This window comes from Pseudomonas arabinosi (assembly GCF_047758675.1).
In the GTDB taxonomy this organism is placed as follows: domain Bacteria; phylum Pseudomonadota; class Gammaproteobacteria; order Pseudomonadales; family Pseudomonadaceae; genus Aquipseudomonas; species Aquipseudomonas arabinosi.
In genome coordinates this window covers 3,346,837-3,366,550 of record NZ_CP180480.1, presented here as the reverse complement: position 1 = coordinate 3,366,550, position 19,714 = coordinate 3,346,837, and the positions used below count along the sequence as shown (strand labels likewise).

The 19,714-nt window shown below is 60.8% G+C and carries 15 protein-coding genes; 4 read left to right on the top strand and 11 right to left on the bottom strand.

Annotated features, from left to right (window positions below; all coding sequences use genetic code 11):
* Positions 1-2: 2 nt before the first annotated feature.
* The 4 genes from narH to ACMXYJ_RS15815 form a co-directional block, all read right to left on the bottom strand.
* On the bottom strand, positions 3-1,541 hold the full coding sequence (narH, locus tag ACMXYJ_RS15830) for a nitrate reductase subunit beta (RefSeq protein WP_046047388.1): 1,539 nt from the start codon (positions 1,539-1,541) through the stop codon (positions 3-5).
* A gap of 1 nt (position 1,542) precedes the next feature.
* Positions 1,543-5,316 carry a nitrate reductase subunit alpha gene (locus tag ACMXYJ_RS15825; protein ID WP_415760583.1) on the bottom strand — a complete coding sequence of 1,258 codons (3,774 nt, stop codon included), beginning with the start codon at positions 5,314-5,316 and terminating at the stop codon, positions 1,543-1,545.
* Positions 5,317-5,385: 69 nt separating this feature from the next.
* Complete coding sequence (locus ACMXYJ_RS15820; protein ID WP_415760582.1) at positions 5,386-6,783, bottom strand: NarK family nitrate/nitrite MFS transporter; 1,398 nt, start codon at positions 6,781-6,783, stop codon at positions 5,386-5,388.
* Complete coding sequence (locus ACMXYJ_RS15815) at positions 6,761-8,065, bottom strand: MFS transporter (protein WP_134102488.1); 1,305 nt, start codon at positions 8,063-8,065, stop codon at positions 6,761-6,763. The genes ACMXYJ_RS15820 and ACMXYJ_RS15815 overlap by 23 nt, the downstream gene beginning before the upstream one ends.
* 304 nt (positions 8,066-8,369) lie before the next feature.
* Here ACMXYJ_RS15815 and ACMXYJ_RS15810 point away from each other — a divergent pair, with 304 nt between their 5' ends.
* The 4 genes from ACMXYJ_RS15810 (at position 8,370) to ACMXYJ_RS15795 (ending at position 12,047) form a co-directional block, all read left to right on the top strand.
* Positions 8,370-10,172: a HAMP domain-containing protein gene (locus ACMXYJ_RS15810; RefSeq protein WP_415760581.1), complete on the top strand. Its 1,803-nt coding sequence runs from the start codon at positions 8,370-8,372 to the stop codon at positions 10,170-10,172.
* On the top strand, positions 10,169-10,816 hold the full coding sequence (gene narL / locus ACMXYJ_RS15805) for a two-component system response regulator NarL (protein WP_129444700.1): 648 nt from the start codon (positions 10,169-10,171) through the stop codon (positions 10,814-10,816). Before ACMXYJ_RS15810 ends, narL begins: the two co-directional genes overlap by 4 nt.
* Before the next feature lie 86 nt (positions 10,817-10,902).
* Positions 10,903-11,577 (top strand): Crp/Fnr family transcriptional regulator, encoded by a 675-nt coding sequence (locus ACMXYJ_RS15800; RefSeq protein ID WP_033059073.1) that lies wholly within the window; start codon positions 10,903-10,905, stop codon positions 11,575-11,577.
* Positions 11,578-11,651: 74 nt separating this feature from the next.
* Positions 11,652-12,047, top strand: a complete 396-nt coding sequence (locus ACMXYJ_RS15795) for a putative zinc-binding protein (protein WP_415760580.1) — start codon at positions 11,652-11,654, stop codon at positions 12,045-12,047.
* Positions 12,048-12,902: 855 nt separating this feature from the next.
* Here the strand turns inward: ACMXYJ_RS15795 and ubiT are convergent.
* From ubiT to norR, 7 genes are all read right to left on the bottom strand, one after another.
* A complete protein-coding gene (ubiT, locus tag ACMXYJ_RS15790) occupies positions 12,903-13,373 on the bottom strand; it encodes a ubiquinone anaerobic biosynthesis accessory factor UbiT (protein WP_415760579.1) in 471 nt (156 codons plus the stop codon).
* Positions 13,367-14,257, bottom strand: coding sequence for a U32 family peptidase (locus ACMXYJ_RS15785; RefSeq protein ID WP_415760578.1), 891 nt, complete (start codon positions 14,255-14,257; stop codon positions 13,367-13,369). Before ACMXYJ_RS15785 ends, ubiT begins: the two co-directional genes overlap by 7 nt.
* 10 nt (positions 14,258-14,267) lie before the next feature.
* Positions 14,268-15,263: a ubiquinone anaerobic biosynthesis protein UbiU gene (gene ubiU, locus ACMXYJ_RS15780; RefSeq protein WP_046046530.1), complete on the bottom strand. Its 996-nt coding sequence runs from the start codon at positions 15,261-15,263 to the stop codon at positions 14,268-14,270.
* A gap of 76 nt (positions 15,264-15,339) precedes the next feature.
* Positions 15,340-16,575, bottom strand: a complete 1,236-nt coding sequence (locus ACMXYJ_RS15775; RefSeq protein ID WP_415760577.1) for a molybdopterin molybdotransferase MoeA — start codon at positions 16,573-16,575, stop codon at positions 15,340-15,342.
* Positions 16,572-17,126, bottom strand: coding sequence for a molybdenum cofactor biosynthesis protein B (moaB, locus tag ACMXYJ_RS15770; protein WP_046046532.1), 555 nt, complete (start codon positions 17,124-17,126; stop codon positions 16,572-16,574). Before moaB ends, ACMXYJ_RS15775 begins: the two co-directional genes overlap by 4 nt.
* Positions 17,127-17,369: 243 nt before the next feature.
* Entirely contained in the window at positions 17,370-18,017 is a 648-nt protein-coding gene (gene pdxH, locus ACMXYJ_RS15765; RefSeq protein WP_415760575.1) for a pyridoxamine 5'-phosphate oxidase, read from the bottom strand.
* An 88-nt stretch (positions 18,018-18,105) separates the two neighbouring features.
* Positions 18,106-19,635 (bottom strand): nitric oxide reductase transcriptional regulator NorR, encoded by a 1,530-nt coding sequence (norR, locus tag ACMXYJ_RS15760; protein ID WP_415760574.1) that lies wholly within the window; start codon positions 19,633-19,635, stop codon positions 18,106-18,108.
* Between the last annotated feature and the right edge of the window lie 79 nt (positions 19,636-19,714).

Below are 19,714 nucleotides of genomic sequence, written 5' to 3'. Positions count from 1 at the left end.
GCTCATTCCTCCCACAACTGGACGGTTTTCAGGATGTCGCGGCGGTTGGCCTTCTTGGCGCCGAACATGTTGGTGTCGGAACTGCCGCTGCAGCCGCTGCCGAAACTGAAGCCGCAACCGGAGCGTTCGGCGAAGGCATCGCTCATGGCGTCTTCACGGTGGGCGCTCGGTACAACAAAGCGGTCTTCGTAGTTGGCGATCGCCAGGTAGCGATACATCTCCTCGACCTGGGCCACGCTCAGGCCGACATCCGCCAGGACTTGCAGGTCCTGAACCCCGTCGACTTGCTCGGAGCGTTTGTAGGCGCGCATTGCCAGCAAGCGTTTAAGCGCACGCTTGACCGGTTTTTCATCGCCCGCCGTCAGCAGGTTGGCCAGGTACTTCAGTGGAATACGCAGGCTGTCGACGTCCGGGATCACCCCGTTCATACCGACGGTGCCGGCAGTGGCGGCGTTCTGGATCGGCGACAGTGGCGGCACGTACCAAACCATCGGCAAGGTGCGGTATTCCGGATGCAGCGGCAGTGCGAGTTTCCAGTCCACGGCCATTTTGTAGACCGGCGAACGTTGGGCCGAGTCGATCACCGACTGCGGCACGCCATCGGCCAAGGCCTGACGAATCACCGCCGGGTCATTTGGATCGAGGAAGATCTCCAGTTGTTTCTCGTACAGGTCCTGCTCATTGGCGGTACTCGCCACTTCGCTGATGCGGTCGGCGTCATACAGCAGCACACCGAGGTAGCGGATGCGCCCGACGCAGGTTTCTGCGCAAACGGTCGGCATCCCGGCTTCGATACGCGGGTAGCAGAAGATGCATTTCTCGGACTTGCCGCTCTTCCAGTTGAAATAGATCTTCTTGTACGGGCAACCGCTGATGCACATCCGCCAGCCACGGCATTTCTCCTGGTCGATCAGGACAATGCCGTCTTCTTCACGCTTGTAGATCGCACCGCTCGGGCAAGCCGCTGCGCACGTCGGGTTGAGGCAGTGCTCGCACAGGCGCGGCAAATACATCATGAAGGTGTTTTCGTACTCGCCGTAAATGTCCGCCTGGATCTTGTCGAAGTTCTTGTCCTTGCGACGCTTGGCGAATTCGGTGCCGAGGATTTCTTCCCAGTTCGGGCCCCACTCGATTTTCTCCATGCGTTTGCCGGAGATCAGCGAACGCGGACGCGCAGTGGGCTGATGCTCACCCAGTGGTGCGGTGTGCAGGTGCTGGTAATCGAAGTCGAACGGTTCGTAGTAGTCGTCCAGGCTCGGCAGGTCCGGGTTGGCGAAAATGTTCGCCAACACGCGGAATTTACCGCCGATGCGCGGGTTGATCGTGCCGTTGGCATTGCGGATCCAGCCGCCCTTCCACTTGTCCTGGTTTTCCCATTCTTTCGGGTAGCCGATCCCGGGTTTCGATTCGACGTTGTTGAACCACGCGTATTCCATGCCTTCGCGGCTGGTCCAGACGTTTTTGCAGGTGATGGAACAGGTGTGGCAACCGATGCACTTGTCCAGGTTCAGAACCATGCCGATTTGTGAGCGAATCTTCATCTCAGTTCTCCTCGATATCGGTCGGCAGCGGACGTGGCAGGTCATCGCCACTTGAACCATCGAGCCAGTCGACTTTGGACATTTTGCGCACCACGACGAATTCATCGCGGTTGCAACCGACCGTGCCGTAATAGTTGAAACCGTAGGCCTGCTGGGCATAGCCGCCGATCATATGGGTCGGCTTGAGCACAACGCGGGTGACCGAGTTGTGGTGGCCGCCACGGGTCTTGGTGGTTTCCGATCCGGGCACGTTCACGATCCGTTCCTGGGCGTGGTACATCATCACCATGCCGTCCTTGACCCGTTGGCTGACCACCGCCCGGGCAGTCAGTGCACCGTTGACGTTGAAGCACTCGATCCAGTCGTTGTCCTCGATGTCGGCGCTTTTCGCGTCGTTCTCCGAGAGCCAGACAATTGGCCCGCCACGGCTGAGGGTCAGCATCAGCAGGTTGTCGCTGTAGGTGCTGTGGATGCCCCACTTCTGGTGCGGAGTGATCCAGTTCAGGACGATTTCCTTGTGGCCGTTGCTGCGCTTGCCTTTCACCCCTTCGATGGTGCGGGTGTTGACCGGCGGGCGATAACTCATCAACTGCTCGCCGAACGCCTGCATCCACGGGTGATCCTGATAGAACTGCTGGCGACCGGTGATGGTGCGCCATGGAATCCCTTCGTGAACGTTGGTGTAGCCGGCGTTGTAGCTGACGTGATCGTCTTCGAGGCCCGACCAGGTCGGGCTGGAAATGATCTTGCGCGGCTGTGCCTGAATATCGCGGAAACGAATCGCCTCGTGGGCCTTGGACAGCGCCAGGTGGCTGTGGTCGATACCGGTGAATTCCGACAGCGCGGCCCAGGCCTTGACGGCGACCTGGCCGTTGGTTTCCGGTGCCAGGGACAGAATCACTTCGGCGGCATCGATGGCCGTGTCGATTTTCGGCCGACCCTGGCTGATACCGGCATCGCCTTCTTTATGATTGAGCTCACCGAGGAATTTCACTTCGTCTTCGGTGTTCCAGTTGATGCCCTTGCCGCCGTTGCCGTGTTTCTCCAGCAATGGCCCGAGGGACGAGAACTGCTTGTAGATGTTCGGGTAGTCACGCTCCACCACATGCAGGTTCGGTGCGTTCTTGCCCGGCACGGGTGCCACGCCGTCGCTTTTCCAGTCGGTGCCGCCAAACGGTTGGGCCAGTTCGCCGACGCTGTCGTGCATCAACGGGATGGTCACCAAATCCTTTTCAACGCCCAGATGCCCTTCGGACATGCTGGAAAACGCCTTGGCGATGCCTTTGTAGATTTCCCAGTCGGAACGCGATTCCCATGCCGGGTCGATGGCGGCCGACAACGGGTGAATGAACGGGTGCATGTCCGAGGTGTTCATGTCGTCTTTTTCGTACCAGGTTGCGGTCGGCAACACGATGTCGGAATAGACGCAGGTCGAAGACATGCGGAAGTCCAGCGTAGTGACCAGATCGAGCTTGCCGATGGCGCCCTCGTCCACCCATTCGGCTTCTTCGGGTTTGCAGTCGCCGACCTGGCCGATGTCTTCGTTCATCACACCGTTTTTGGTGCCCAGCAGGTACTTGAGCATGTACTCGTGGCCCTTGCCCGAGGAGCCCAGCAGGTTGGAACGCCAGATGAACATGTTGCGCGGGAAGTTGACCGGGCTGTCCGGCTGTTCGCAGGAGAAGCGCAGCGAACCGTCCTGCAGCGACTTGACCACGTAGTCTTTCGGGTCCATGCCGGCCGCAGCCGCATCACGGCAAATGTGCAAAGGGTTGGTGTTGAGTTGCGGTGCACTGGGCAGCCAGCCGGCGCGTTCGGCGCGGATGTTGTAGTCCAGGGCATGCTCAGGGAATTGCGATTTGTCGGCCAATGGCGAGAGCACGTCGTGCATGCTCATCTTCTCGTGGCGCCACTGCGAACTGTGGGCGTAGAAGAAGCTGGTGCCGTTCATTTGGCGAGGCGGACGGTTCCAGTCCAGGCCGAACGCCAGGGGCAGCCAGCCGCATTGCGGACGGAGTTTTTCCTGGCCGACGTAATGCGCCCAACCGCCACCGGTCTGACCGACACAGCCGCAGAGCATGAGCATGTTGATCAGCCCGCGGTAGTTCATGTCCATGTGGTACCAGTGGTTCATCGCCGCGCCGACGATGATCATCGAGCGGCCCTTGGTCTTGTCGGCGTTGTCGGCGAACTCACGGGCAATCTGGATGGCTTTCTCGCGGCTGACGCCGGTGATCTGCTCCTGCCACGCCGGGGTGCCAGGCACCGAGGCGTCGTCGTAATCCTTGGCGACGTTTTCGCCACCGAGGCCGCGATCAATGGCCAGGTTGGCGGCCGACAGGTCGAACACAGTGGCGACTTTGGCCACGCTGCCGTCCGCCAGCACCACGTTATGCACCGGCACGCGGCGGTATTGCACGGCATCACCGGCCACGTGCTGGAAGTGCTCGTGGGACTCGCCGGCAAAATACGGGAACGCCACTTCGGCAACGTCATCGCCGATCAGGCTCAGTTTCAGATCGATCTCACGGCCTTCGCCGCCTTCACGGGGCAGGATGTTCCACTTGCCCTTCTCGCCCCAGCGATAACCGATGGAACCCTGAGGGGACACCAGTTCGCCGCTGACATCCAGGGCGATGGTTTTCCATTCCGGGTTGTTTTCCTGGCCGAGGTTGTCGGTCAGGTCACTGGCGCGCAGGAAGCGGTCCGGCTGGTAACCGGCGCCCGGTGCCTTGTCGACCATTTGCTTGAGCAGCACCAGCACCGGCAAATCGGTGAAGCGCTTGGCGTAGTCGGTGAAATAGGCGCTCGGTTTGTCCAGGTGAAATTCTTTGAAGATCACATGGTTGAACGCCTGGGCCAGCGCCGCATCGGTGCCTTGTTTAGGGTTCAGCCACAGGTCGGTGAGCTTGGCGACTTCCGAGTAGTCCGGAGTGATCGCGACAGTCTTGGTGCCTTTGTAACGGACTTCTGTAAAGAAGTGCGCGTCGGGAGTACGGGTCTGCGGGACGTTGGAGCCCCAGGCAATGATGTAGTTGGAGTTGTACCAGTCGGCCGATTCCGGCACGTCAGTCTGCTCGCCCCAGACCATCGGCGAGGCCGGTGGCAAGTCGCAGTACCAGTCATAGAAACTCAGGCAGGCGCCGCCAATCAGCGACAGGTAACGCGAACCTGCGGCGTAGCTGACCATCGACATGGCTGGAATCGGCGAGAAGCCGACGATCCGGTCAGGGCCGTATTGCTTGATGGTATAGACGTTGGCGGCCGCGATGATCTCGTTGACTTCTTCCCAGTTGGAACGAATGAAGCCACCCATGCCGCGCTTGCTTTTATAGGAGTCGGCCTTGGCCTTGTCCTCGACGATGCTGGCCCAGGCTTCCACCGGCGCCATGGTCTGCCGCGCATCGCGCCAGAGCTTGAGCAACGGCTTGCGGATTTTTGGGTATTTGAGCCGGTTGGCGCTGTAGATGTACCAGCTGTAACTGGCACCACGCGGGCAGCCACGGGGCTCATGGTTCGGCAGATCGTTACGGGTACGCGGGTAGTCGGTCTGCTGGGTTTCCCAGGTGATCAGGCCGTTCTTGACGTAGATCTTCCACGAACAGGATCCGGTGCAGTTCACCCCGTGGGTGGAACGCACGATCTTGTCGTACTGCCAGCGCGAACGGTAGACGTTCTCCCAGTCGCGAGACTCTTTGCGGGTCTCGCCATGACCGTCGGAAAACTCGTTTTGCTTGCGATTGAAAAACCGCAATTGATCCAGTAAATGACTCACGGTGTAGTCCTCTCAGGCTTTGTCGCGGAGTCTGTGCCCCGCCCACGCAATGGTTGGATTCGGGTCGTCTTAGCAGGGAGTCGCTGCGCCTTTGCGCGCGTACCACCACCACGTCACGACGATGCAGCTCAGGTAAAAGCCGACGAACATGTAGAAGGCCATCTCCGGGCCGCCGGTCAGGGCCATCGAAGAGCCGAAGGATTTGGGAATGAAGAACGCACCGAAGGCGCCCATGGCCGAACTGAAGCCCAGGACGGCGGCTGACTCTTTGCCGGCATTCTTCAGCGCTTGTTCGCGCACGGCGGGTGGTTTACCGGCCGAGGCTTTTTCGTGCTGGGTACGGAAGATCACCGGGATCATGCGGAAGGTGGAGCCGTTGCCGATGCCAGTGGTAATGAACAGCAGCATGAACATGCCCAGATAGCCGTAGAAGTTGCCGGGCTCACCGTTCTGCGGCAGGAAGTGCATGACGCCGAAGACCATCACGATCATCGCCACGAAGTTCCACAAGGTCACTTTCGCGCCGCCGAGCCTGTCCGCCAGCCAGCCGCCCAATGGACGCACCAGGGCGCCAACCAGCGGGCCGAGGAAGGCGAATTTCAAGGCGATGACATCAGGGAACGAGGTTTTGATCAGCAGAGGAAACGCGGCGGAGAAACCGATGAACGAACCGAAGGTCGCCAGGTACAACCAGCACATCAGCCAGTTGTGTTTGCGTTTGAAAATCACCGCCTGCTCGCTGAAGGAAGCGCGGGCACTGGACAAGTCATTCATGCCGAACCAGGCCAGCACCGTCACCAGGACAATGAACGGCACCCAGATGAAACCGGCGTTCTGCAACCACAACTGACCGCCGTCCGGCAACGCTTGCGGCGAGCCGCCCATGAAGCCGAACACACCGAAGGTAATCACCAGCGGCACACAGAACTGCATCACCGAGACGCCCAGGTTACCCAGCCCGGCGTTGAGGCCAAGGGCCGTGCCCTGCTGCGACTTGGGATAGAAGAAGCTGATGTTGGACATGCTCGAGGCGAAGTTGCCGCCACCAAAACCGCAGAGTAAGGCAATCAACACGAACACACTGTAGGAGGTGCTCGGGTCCTGCACGGCGAAGCCCATCCAGATCGAGGGCAGCAACAGCGACGCGGTGCTCAGGGCGGTCCAGCGACGGCCGCCGAAGATCGGCACCATAAAGGAATAGAAGACGCGCAAGGTCGCCCCGGACAGCCCCGGCAACGCCGCCAGCCAGAACAGCTGGTCAGTGGTGAAGGTGAAACCGATGGCGTTCAAACGCACGATCACCGTGCTCCAGACCATCCACACCGCAAAGGCCAACAGCAGCGCAGGAATGGAAATCCACAAGTTGCGCGTGGCGGTCTGTTTGCCGCTACTTCCCCAGAATGCTGGGTCCTCGGGGCGCCAGTCATGAATGACCGGGCCTTTGTCAGGCTTTTGCAGAACGGACATGTTCTTCTCCTAGGGCAATGCTGGAAATCGGGGACGGGGTCAGCAGCGGCGCTTTACCCAGCACCGGGCTTTTGCGTATCTCGCTGAAGTACATCCAGGTGAGGGAGACCCAGACCACGCCGTACATCAACATGAAGCAGGAAGAGCGCACGCCGGTGAGGTCCACCAGGGCGCCGAACAGGATCGGCAGCACGAAACCGCCCAGGCCACCGGCGAGGCCGACGATGCCGGACACCGCACCCATGTTTTTCGGGTAGTCGTTGGCGATGTATTTGAAGACCGAGGCTTTGCCGAACGCGAAGGCGATGCCCATGACGAACAGCAGCACGGTGAACAGCGCGGGATTGAGACCGATGTGGAAATCCACCGGGCCGTTGATCGTTTGCACTTGCAGCTGGGTCTGGGGATACGAGAGCAGGAACAGGCAGATCCAGCTGACCCACAACACCCACCAGGTCACGCTTTGCGCACCCCAGCGATCCGACATCCAGCCGCCGACCGCACGCAGCACGCCGCCGGGCAGGGAAAAACAGGCCGCCAGCAGCGCCGCGCTTTGCAGGCTGAAACCGTATTCCTGCACGTAGTACTTGGTCATCCACAGCGCGAGGGCGACATAACCACCGAAGACGATCGAGTAGTACTGGCAGTAGCGCCACACCGCCGGGTCCTTCAGCGAGCTCAATTGCTCACGCAAGGTGGCGCCGGTGGCACTGCGGTGGTCCTTGTTTTCAGCGCTGAGGAACCAGAACAACAGCGCAGTAATAAAGAGGATTGCGCTGAAGACTTTCGGCACCAGCTGCCAGCTTCCGGCAGCGATCAGTGCCGGGGCGAGAAACTTGGTGACCGCGGCCCCGGCGTTACCGGCACCGAAGATGCCCATCGCGAAACCCTGATTCTCTTTGTCGAACCATTTGGCGACGTAGGCAATCCCGACCGAGAACGAACCGCCGGCCAGGCCGACGAACAAGCCCAGCACCAGGAACTGCCAATAGGCGGTGGCGTGACTGATCAAATACAGCGGCGCGACGCACGCCAACATCAGCAGGAAGAACACGCTGCGCCCGCCAAAGCGGTCGGTCAGCAGGCCCAGCGGCAACCGCACCAGCGAGCCGGTGAGTACCGGGGTCGCGGCCAGCAGGCCGAACTGGGTTTCGTTGAGCTGGAGAAGGTCCTTGATCGGTACACCGAGCACGGCAAACATCATCCAGACCATGAAACAGACAGTGAAGGCCAGCGTGCTCATGCCCAGCACCAAGCCTTGTCGTACACGCGGTGGGTTCACAAATGCTCTCCAGTCAGTTAGCCATGGCGGCAGACTAGAGAGGCCAACCCCGCAAAAACTTGACCTGCGTCAACGAAGCCCTAGGGGGCATAGGCCTATGCTTGTGCGGTCTACCTCTAAGGAGGTAGTACAGAAAAACCCTAAAACCATTGATTTATCAGCTTCTTAGGGTTTTCTTCCAAGGTTTTTGCTGACAAGGATCAGTCGACAACTCTTTAGAGGTAGCGCGCCCGGGATCGGCGGCAAAACCCATCCTGGAGCTGCACATGCTCGGTTTTCCTGATTTCTTCCCGGACCTGCGCCGATGATGCGTTGGTTGCGCGGCTCCCTGCCCGCTCGCGCCGGGCTGGCGGTGATCCTGATCGCCTTACTCGCCCTTGCCAGTTCGTTGAGCGCCGGACTGATCGCCTGGTTCAGCCAGGGCGATGCGGCGGCCATCAACACCGCAGGCTCGGTGCGCATGGAGACTTACCACCTGAGCTGGAAGCTGGCGGCGGGTGCAACGCCCTGGGAAATCGCCGCCATCAGCGACAGCCTGCAAACCCGTCTCACCAGCCAGTCACTCAAAGCGGTGCTGGAAGATGGCCCGACCACCGCGCTGCAAATCAGCTACGGGCAAATCCAGCAAAACTGGAATGAGGATTTGCGCCCGGCACTGGAGCGCGGCGATGCCGCCTATTTTCAGGTCCAGGCCTTGCCCTTCATTGAACAACTGAACCAGTTCGTCAACCTGTTGCAGCGCCAAAGCGAACAGAAGCAAGGCTGGCAACAGGTGATCCAGGGCCTGGCCCTGTTCACCACCCTGTTCGTCCTGCTGATTGGGCTCTACGAATTGCAGTACGGGGTCGTCATGCCCTTGAAAGAGTTGGTGGACGCGACCCAGCGCTTTCGTCGCGGCGATTTCAAGGTGCGGGTCAACCATCAGTCCCAGGACGAACTGGGCCAGTTGGCCACGAGTTTCAACGCCATGGCCGAGACGATCGAAGACTCGCATCGCACCCTTGAGAGTCAGGTCCAGCAAAAAACCCTGAACCTGCAACAAGCCAATGCCGCCCTCGAGTTGCTGTACCAAAGCAGTCGAAGCCTGGCCACACGCCTGGCCAATGCCGAAGGGCTGGATGAGTTGATTCGACGCTTCCAGCAACGCCTGCCCGGCTTGCGCCTGTCGCTGTGCCTGCAAGGACAAATGCAGGCACCGGCCCAGCAGTTGCTCGCCCTGCATGGCGCGAACATCCGCGAAGTCTGCGCCAGCAGCGATTGCGCCACGTGCCAGAAGCACCATAAAGCCAGCCCACAAACGTTCAGCATCAGCAACCAGGGCAGTGAACTGGGTGAACTCAAGGCGCATTTTGTCGACGGACATCCGACCCAAGCCTGGGAAACCCAACTGATCCAGGCCCTGGCCAACCTGATCGGCACCTCGCTCTCGCTCAAGCGTCAACGGGAACAGGATCATCGCCTGCTGCTGCTCGACGAACGCACGATCATCGCCCGCGAACTGCACGACTCACTGGCCCAGGCCCTGTCCTACATGAAGCTGCAAGTCAGCCGCCTGCAGACCCTGATGCGCCGTGGCGAACCGGTCGAAACCCTGGAAAACGTCACCGCCGAACTGCGCGAGGGGCTGAACAATGCCTACCGCCAGTTACGCGAGTTGCTGACCACCTTTCGCTTGCAGATTCACGATGCGGGGCTGGTGCAGGAACTCAAGGACACCGCCGAAGAGTTCTCCCGTCGCGGCGAATTCCAGGTGCACCTGCACGTCGACGCGCTGGCCTTTCAGTTATCGGCCAGCGAGCAAATCCACATCTTGCAGATCACCCGCGAAGCGCTCTCCAATTGCCTGCGTCACGCCCACGCGCAAAACGCCTGGCTGCAACTGCGTCAGGACGGTGAAAACGTCAGGCTCATCGTTGAAGACGACGGGCGCGGGTTTAGCGGCAACGTCGACCAACGCGAACACCACGGCCTGAAAATCATGGATGAGCGGGCCCGCAGCTTGCGCGGCCAACTCGAAATAGTCTCCAGGGAGCCGCAAGGCACCCGCGTCCAACTGGAATTCCAACCGGAGTTTCTCGGGCAGCAAACAGAAGGTAGCGTCACATGAACCCCTCCCTGCAACACACCATCCTGTTGGTCGACGACCATCCGATGATGCGTCACGGCATCCGCCAGATGCTCGAACTCGAAGATGATTTCCTGATCGTCGGTGAAGCCAGCAACGGTGAAGAAGCGCTTGGTCTGATCGAGCCGCTGCAACCGGATCTGGTGTTGCTCGATAACAACATGCCGCTGATGAATGGCATTGAAACCCTGCGCCAGTTACGGGCGATGCACTACACCGGCAAGGTGCTGTTGTTCACGGTGTCGGACGCCGAAGACGATATTCGCGACGCGTTGCGTCTGGATGCCGACGGCTACCTGCTCAAAGACATGGAGCCCGAGCTGTTGATTCAGTACATCCGCAATGCCTTGAACGGCGAATTGGTGATCAGCCCGGGGCTGACCCAAGTCATGGCCCAGGCACTGCGCTCACCGCAGCGCCAGACCGTGGTGGAACTGACCGAGCGTGAACGCCAGGTGCTGAAAACCATCGCCAGCGGCTTCAGCAACAAGGTCATCGGGCACAAGCTGGGCATCACCGAAGGCACGGTCAAGGTTCACGTGAAAAACCTGCTGCACAAACTCGGCTTGCGCTCGCGGGTCGAGGCGGCGGTGTGGGCCATGGAACATCTGCGCAATGCGGGTTGAGGGGCATGCCTCTTTGGAGGTAGGCCGGCAGAGGCATAGGTCATCCGGCCGGCGCTCTCTACTATGAGCGTCAGCGGAGGTACGCCATGCTGACCCACCCTTCCATCGTTTTAACGTTGCGTCGTCACCATCTGTTCAGCCAGTTGCCGGAGAAAATCTTCGAGGAAGTCTGCGGCCTCGCGATGCTCAAGCGCTTGGCCTGTCACAGCACGCTCATGCACCAAGGGGATCCGGCCAAGCGCTTTTTCCTGCTGGTCAGCGGCCAGATCAAGTTGTACCGGCTCACCGGTGAAGGCCAGGAGAACCTGGTGGAGATCATTCAGCCCGGCCAGACGTTTGCCGAAGCCTTGCTGTTTAGCCAGGCCCGTCTCTATCCGGTCAGTGCCACGGCGCTGAAGGACAGCGTGTTGGTGAGTATCGAGGGCAGCCATTACCGCAACGCCCTCGAAGACCAGCCGAAAGTGTGCCTGGCGATCCTGGCGAGCATGAGTGTGCACCTGCACCTGCGTCTGCGGGACATCGACACCTTGACCATGGCCAGTGCGAGCCGGCGGGTGATCAATTTCCTGTTCCAGGAACGCAACCCGGTCAGCGGCTTGATTGTCTTGCAGGTGTCCAAACGCCTGGTCGCCTCGAAGCTGGGTATTCAGCCGGAAACCTTTTCGCGGATATTGCACCGCCTGGTGGACAGCGGCCTGATCGCGATGGAACGACGCAATATCAGCATCCTCGCTGAAGAGGATCTCGCGGCCTTCCAATAAACGGAATTGACCGCAGTCAATGCGCAATGCCACCGGCCTTGCACACTGAAGAAGTCCATCCATGGAGAACGCTCATGTCCCGTTCAACCCTGCCCCTGATTTACTCCTGCTCAGGCTGCTCCAACGTCGCCCAACTGGCCAATGCCTTGGCCGTGCGGCTGGATCGCAGTGGTCTGGCTGAAATGTCCTGCATCGTCGGGGTCGGTGGGCATGTGGCGGCGCTGGTCAACAAGGCCCGTTCGGGACGGCGGATTTTTGCGTTGGATGGTTGCCCGTTGCAATGCGTTGAAAACTGCTTGAAGCAGCATGGTTTGCATGCGGATGTGCACTTGATCCTTAGCCATTACGGGTTGCGTAAGCGCAATGGCGAGGATTGCACGCCGGTGCAGGGGGATGAGTTGTTCGAAGAGATCAGGCAGTTGATTGCCAGTGATGCTCGGCAGCATCACGCCTCTGAACTGATGGCTTGAGGGCAACGCAGATCAAATGTGGGAGCGAGCCTGCTCGCGAAGGCGTCTTTTGGCTCAGTACATATCCATTTCTGCGGTAACGGCTGCTATTGGTTTCGCTTTTACCGCGAGTTACTTTGAAAAGCCCCAAGTAACCAAGGGCTCTTGCCCCTTTCGTTCGGTGGCTCGCCTAGGCTCGCCATGCCCTCGCTCCGGTCCTGCTACGTGGGCCCGCCGCCATCGGCCATCCATGGCCGGGGGCGGCTAACCCGGCATCCATGCCGGGTTGCCCACTGCGCAGAACCTCCACTCGGCCTCTCGAGGGGGCGAGCACCGTAAAAAGCACCGCGAGGCGGCCTACCGGCCGGCCTGTCTCTTCAAGCGTACGCATTCCCCTGTGGGAGCGAGCCTGCTCGCGATGAGGTCCTGTCAGTCGACATCAATGTTGAATGTAAGTCCGCCTTCGCGAGCAGGCTCGCTCCCACAGTTGGATTTTTGGCAGGCATGGCATAGGTGTCCACCGCCGATGACCATGACTGACATCAGGCCGGCTATCAGGTCGCCTCGCTCTGGCTTTTGATCTGGCTTTTGATTTTGACCTGCCCCGTCGGAAGGCCGAGCGCAGGTTCTGCGCAGTGGGCACCGCGGCAAGGATGCCGCGGTAGCCGCCCCCGGCCATGGATGGCCGATGGCGGCGGGCCCACGGAGCAGGACCGGAGCGAGGGTACCCTGAGCCTAGGCGAAGGGCCGTACGTCAGGGGCCAAAGCGTTTTGGTTACTTTGGCGCTTTTCCAAAGTGACCCGCCGTAAGGGCGGAACCCTCAGCAGCCATCACCGCAGCAACGGATATGTACCCCAACCAAAAACACAGCTCGACTAACCCGCCGCCAACCCCTTCCCCGCCCGCTCCAGATTGCGCCACAACCAAACAGGCAACACATCAGGATCCAGACTGTCGATCAAATTCTTCAGCGCCAGCCCCAACTCCGTATCCCCCTCAATCACCAAACGCCGGCGAAAGAACAACGTATCCGGATCCTCCTGACGACTCGCCAAGAGTAAAAACTCACGCCAGTTGCCACTGATGGTCACATGCGCGTCGGCGCGTTCAGCAATTCGCAGCCCTTGACGGGTCAACGTCAAATACCAGGACAACCCCAGATCCGGAATCCGCAAGCACAACCAACGCCCGCGCAACACTTCAAATTCACCATCGCGCAACGGCTCGGCAAGGCAACGATTCAGCGCCTGCTGCAACGCCAGGCGCTGCACCGCAAAAGGCACCCGACGCACCAGCGGCAACAGCCGGTCAGCACCTTTCAACAACCACTTTTTACGATTCAACACAGGCCAACCTCCTCGACGCGCAACATGCCGGCCTGGCCATGCCAGTAACCGTTGCAACCGTCAACAAACAACGGCGGCGTCTCGCCCAGACGAACCCGTTGATAGGCAGCAATGACCTCGGCCATGCCCTGAGCGCGAGGGCTCAGACGCAACAGGTCGGCGCCACAGGCCACCAATCCGGCGTAATCCGCCAGCAGATTGGTCACCTCCGCCGACATCGTTTGAATACCATTGATGGTGAACAACGCCTGCCCTTCCTGACTGGTCAACGGCAGGCCGTCGGGGTAGTTGAGGCAGCAAAACCGGCAGTCATCCTTGGGCAGGTTTTCCGCCCGGGCCGTGAAGCAGCGCGCGGAATAGGCCAACGGCAAATGTCCGTAGGCAAAGATTTCCACCTCCGGCACGGCACGACCCAGTTCACGGACCTGCCCGATCACGTCGCTAATCAGCGCAGCCGAACATTCCACGGGCGGCACCCAACGAGTCATTCCACTGTCGATCAGTTGAGCCAGCGCATGACCGTTGTACAAATTCAGTGCCGGACCGCCCACGAACGGCAACTTGCGCTCGGCCATAAACTGCACCGCGCCCATGTCGTTGGCTTCCACCAACAGTTGGCCGTTGTCGCAGAGCCGACGCAGGCTGGAGAGTTCGGAGGCCGCTTCGATCAGCGTCAGGCTGGAGATCACCAATTGTGCCTGGCTGCATTCCTGCAATTCGCGCCCCAGGCCCAGCCATTGATCCAAAGAAAAGGCCCGGCGTTTCGAACACACGGTTTCCCCCAGATAAATCACATCCAGAGGCAAGGCCGACATCTCGGCGTAAAAGTTGCTGAGTTGCTCTTTGTCCCAATAAAACAGGACCGGTCCAAGGCTGAGCTTCATGTCGCCTCCCTCATTGCCATGATCGATGATAAGCACCCAGGGTGGTCTGGCTGCCTTCGGACAAACCGGCCAGTACCCGACGCCATTCCTCCTTGACCCGAAAACTGCCCGGTGAGCCCCGATGGGCATCCAGTGCCGCGCGCCAGACGCGGGTGACTTGTTCGACATAGGCCGGACTGCGTTGCCGGCCTTCGATTTTCACTGCTTCAACGCCGATGGCCGTCAATTCCGGCAGCAAATCCAGGGTGTCGAGGCTGGTGGGTTCCTCCAGCGCATGGAAGCGTTTGCCACCGACCAGGAAGCGGCCTTTGCACAGGGTCGGGTAACCGGCGGGTTCGTCAGGTGTGTAGCGGTCGATCAGCACTTCACTGAGCCGTGCGCTCAAACCTTCAGCGTCTTCGCTCCAGCGCACCGCTTTGGCTGGCGAACAGACGCCACAGAGATTCGGCGACTCGCCGGTGATGTAGGAAGACAGATGGCAACGCCCTTCGGCCATGATGCATAAGCTGCCGAAGCCAAACACTTCGATGGGCACCGGGCTGCTCGCGGCGACCTGGCGCACTTGCGCCAACGACAACACTCGCGGCAGCACCGCACGACGAATCCCGTAGCGTTGCGCATAAAACTCCAGCGCCGCAGCGTGGGTAGCCGAGCCCTGGACCGACAGGTGCAACGCCAGCTGCGGATGCCGCTGGCTGGCGTAGTTGAGCACGCCGGGATCAGCGGCGATCAGCGCATCCACGCCGAAATCGGCGGCACGATCGACTGCCCGCTGCCAGCGTTCCCAGCCCTTGGGTTGCGGGTAGGTGTTGACCGCGACGTAGAGTTTGCGTTGATGCTGGCGGATGTGGGCGACCGCGGCGTCGAACTGTTTGTCGTCCATGTTCAGCCCCGCGAAATGCCGGGCATTGGTGTCATCGCGAAAACCGACATAAACGGCATCGGCGCCTTCGCGCACCGCCGCTTTCAGCGCAGGCAGGTTGCCTGCCGGGCAGACCAGTTGCATGGGTAATCCTCATGGAAAAACGCGCTGCCAGTCTAGCGAGACCGACAGCCAGAGCCTTGACGGCAATCAATTGCGATCAATGCATCAGGTCGGCGAAGGACAGGAACATCACGTTGTCGTGCTTGAGCACTTGCTGCTCGCACTCGATCACCGCCAGCCCGTCGGCCCAACACGCGGCACTCAACATCGCCGAGCTTTGCTGAGGGTGCAGCTCCACGCTCAATTGGCCGTCAGCACCGGGCGTCAACCGTGCCCGCAGGTACTGCCGACGTTTGTTGCGCTGCAACCAGTCGAACCCGGCGGGCACGGCCATTGGCACCGGCAACACGTCTTTCACGCCCTGGGCCCTGAGCAGGAACGGACGCACTACCACCAACGCGGTAATCAGCGCCGCTGAAGGATTGCCCGGCATGCCGATCCACGGTTTTCCGGCCACTTCGCCAAAGGCCAGCGGTTTACCCGGCTGAATGGCCAGCCGCCAGAAATCCAGGCTACCGAGCTCCTCGATGGCCTGTTTGAGGTGATCTTCCTCACCGACCGAGACGCCACCGGAACTCAACAACAGGTCGCATTCCGAGGACGCCAGGCTCAAGGCATGCCGGCTGGCGGCCAACTCATCGGCCATGACGCCATAGTCGTGCACCTCGACGCCCCAACCGCTCAACAACGCCGCGAGGCAATAGCGATTGCTGTTGTAAATCTGCCCCGGCGCCAATGGATCGCCCGGCTCACGCAGTTCATTGCCGCTGCTGAGCAAGCACACCTGCAACGGGCGGTAGACCTCGACCCGCGCAATGCCCGCGCCGGCCAGCAACCCCACTTCTTGCGCACGCAGGCGTTTGCCGGCTTGGAGCAGAAGATCTCCCCGGCGAACCTCCTCACCTTCCTTGCGCACGTGATCGCCGGCGTTTACGGGCGGAAACCAGACACGCTCGCCGTCGATCCGGCAGCGCTCTTGCGGTACCACCGTGTCGGCACCCGGCGGTAATGGCGCACCGGTAAAGATCTGCACCGCTTGCTGCGCTAGCAACGGCGAGCACGCCTGATCCCCCGCCGCAATTCGTCCGCCAATCGTCAAACAGCCACCGTCCGGTGGCAGGTCAGCGGCCCTGAGTGCGTAACCGTCCATGGCACTGTTGTCCCAGGCCGGCAGGTTGACGGGTGAATGAATGTCCGCCGCCAGCACCCGCCCCAAGGCTTGATCCAGTCCGATCTTCTGCGCCAGGGGCGGCGGCGGTGCCTGATCCAGCAGACGGCTGATGGCCTCGTCCACCGGCATCAGGTTGCCGAGGTCGCACACCCGGCCAGTCATGAGCGTGACTCGCAGGCGTCGATGACCCGCTGTGCTTGCGGTTTCAAATGCGGGGCGAAATTGCACGGGCCGGTGCGGCTGTCCAATTGTTCGAGCAGGATCTGGTTCCAAGCGGTTCGACACGCGCCCGGCGAACCCGGGACGCAGCACACCAGCACGCCATTGCTCATCCCGGCCAGTGCCCGTGACTGCAGACTGGACATGCCAATCTCCGCCAGGGACACCTGACGGAACAGTTCACCGAAGCCTTCCACGTGTTTGTCCAGCAACGGCAAGACCGCTTGCGGTGTGTTGTCGCGCGCGGTGAAACCGGTGCCGCCGGTCATCAGTATCACTTGCACCTGAGGGTCGGCGATCCAGTGGGAGACCTTGGCGCGGATCTGATAAATGTCGTCCTTGACCAGATCACGATCGATCAATACATGCCCGGCCGTTTGCAGCAAATCCGTCAGGGTCTGCCCCGAGGTGTCGGTGTCAAAGGTGCGCGTATCGCTGATGGTCAGCACGGCAATGTTCAAGGGTTCAAACGTGCGTTGCGCCAGATGGGCCATATCCAAGCCTTCCCGTGTATGAGGGTATGAGACAAAGCCTGAACTGGAATTCGCAGTGAGCCTATTCCTCCAAGGAGGTACCTCGTCAGGGACATAAGAATATTGTGTTAGGCACACAAAACCTGTGGGAGCGAGCCTGCTCGCGATAGCGGTTTGTCAGGCAACATTGATGTTGACTGATCCACCGCTATCGCGAGCAGGCTCGCTCCCACATTGTTCTCTATCGCTGCGCGTTGTGCGGTCTCAAGGCGCCAGGCGGTTGCGTTGCCATGCGCCATCGCGCAACCGGTAATCAAGACGATCATGCAAACGGTCGGCACGGCCCTGCCAGAATTCCAGACGTTCAGGGTGCAGGCAGTAACCGCCCCAATGCTCGGGCCGCGGCACGGTCTTGCCGGCAAAACGTTGGGTGGTTTGTAGCAGCAGCGACTCAAGCTCGGCCCGATTGGCCAGCGCTCGGCTTTGCGGTGAAGCCCAGGCGCCCAGGCGACTGTCTTGTGAGCGGGAATCGAAGTACGCATCCGACAGCGTCGGGTCGAGCCTGGAGACCTGGCCTTCGATACGCACCTGACGCTCCAGCCCCGGCCAGAAAAAGGTCATGGCGGCATGCGGGTTAGCAGCCAGTTGCTGGCCTTTGTCGCTCTGGTAATTGCCGAAAAATGTGAAGCCTTCATCGCTCAAACCCTTGAGCAGCAGGACCCGGCAGTGCGGGCGCCCTTCACTGTCGACCGTCGCCAACACCATGCTGTTGGCTTCGACAGGCACGCGCTCGGTGTCGCGGGCCAGCTGCATCCATTGCCGGAACATCGCCATCGGGTCGTCCAGCGCCGACTCGTCTTGCAGGCCAAAAAGGGTGTAGTTGCGGCGCATCTGTGCCAGGGAAAGGGGCATGGCGATGATCTCCAAAAAGGTTCTGCCCAGTGTGCAATGCACTGCGCAACAGCACCTTGACCACCATCAACACTGAGCACGCCCAGCCTTATTTAAGGCGCAGGCGCCGAGCCAGTTTGTGCAGGTTGCTGGGATCGACTTCCAGAATCCGCGCGGCGCTGGCCCAGTTCTCCCCGGACAGGCTCAAGGCCTGGAGAATTTTCTTGCGCTGGTAATCGTCGACCGCTTCACCCAGGGGCTGGAACGGCTCATCAGCCGTCACGTCCAGGGGACTTTCGACGACCGCGCCCTGCCCGCCCATGGCACTGTCGAGGTCGAGAATCTCGGGTTCCAGGGTCATGATCAGCGTACGACTGGTGCCGCGACTGAGTTGCTTCAACGCGGCTCGGCTGATCACATGCTCCAGCTCGCGCACGTTGCCCGGCCAGCTGTACGTCAGCAGCGCTCGCTCGGCTGCCGGCGACAGGCGCAAGCCACGCAGACCGAGCCGCGCCCGATTGAGCTCAAGGAAATGCCCGGCCAGCATCAACACGTCGTTGCCCCGCTCGCGCAGCGGCGGAATCGGCACCGGATACACCGAGAGCCGGTGATACAGATCGGCCCGAAACAAGCCGTCGCGGATGCTGTCCGGCAGGTGCCGGTTGGTCGCGGCGATGATGCGCACGTCGACATGCAACGGCTTGTCGGCGCCGAGGCGCTGGATCTCGCCGTTCTGCAGGGTGCGCAGCAGCTTCGCTTGCACGGCCAAGGGCAATTCACCGACTTCATCGAGAAACAGCGTGCCACCGTTGGCGGCATCGAAACGTCCGGCACGGTCACTGGTGGCGCCGGAAAACGCGCCTTTGACATGGCCGAATAATTCACTCTCTGCCAGAGACTCCGGCAACGCGGCGCAGTTAACCTGCACCAGCGGCTTATGACTGCGGCGCGACAGACGATGCAAGCGCCGGGCGAACAGTTCCTTACCGACGCCGGTCTCGCCCAGCAGCAACACTGGCAGTTCGGAATCGGCCAGTACGTCCAGCTCATTGAGCAACTGATGCAGCACCTCACTCTGCCCGAGGATTTCGCCTTCATCAGCCGGCCGCCGCACGTCTTGAGTATCGCTGCGGGACAAGCGCAGGCTGCGGTTTTCCTGCTCAAGCCGGGTGACTCGCACGGCGGCTTCGATCTGCAAGGTGCAGCGCTTGAGCTCTTCCCGCGCACGGCTGTCGAAGGTCCCGGCGTGCAGCGCATCGAGGGTGATCGCGCCCCAGATCCGCCCCTCCACATACAGGCTCACGCCCATGCAGTCGTGCACTGGCATCGGTTCGCCGGCGTGATCGTCGAGCAAGCCGTCATAAGGATCCGGCAGGCGACTGTCGGGCTCGAACCAGGTGGGTTCGCGCGACGCCATGATCGCCGCCAGCCGCGGATGCTGGGCGATGACGAAGCGGCGCCCCAATGCTTCATGCACCAGCCCCACCGTCGCGACCGGCCTGAGGCTGTCGTCATCCAGACGCAGCAATCCCACGGCGCCACTGTTGAAGTACTCGCGCAGGGTCTGGACCAGTCGTTGCAACCGCACAGCATTGGGCAACTCGACAATCAGGTCGGCCGCCAGGCTTTCACGCAGCATGGTAGTTATTACCCTCTATGGTTGGATTCACCCTAAAGCGTCCGGGTGCCTATCACCACAACTAAAAATTAAGCCATAT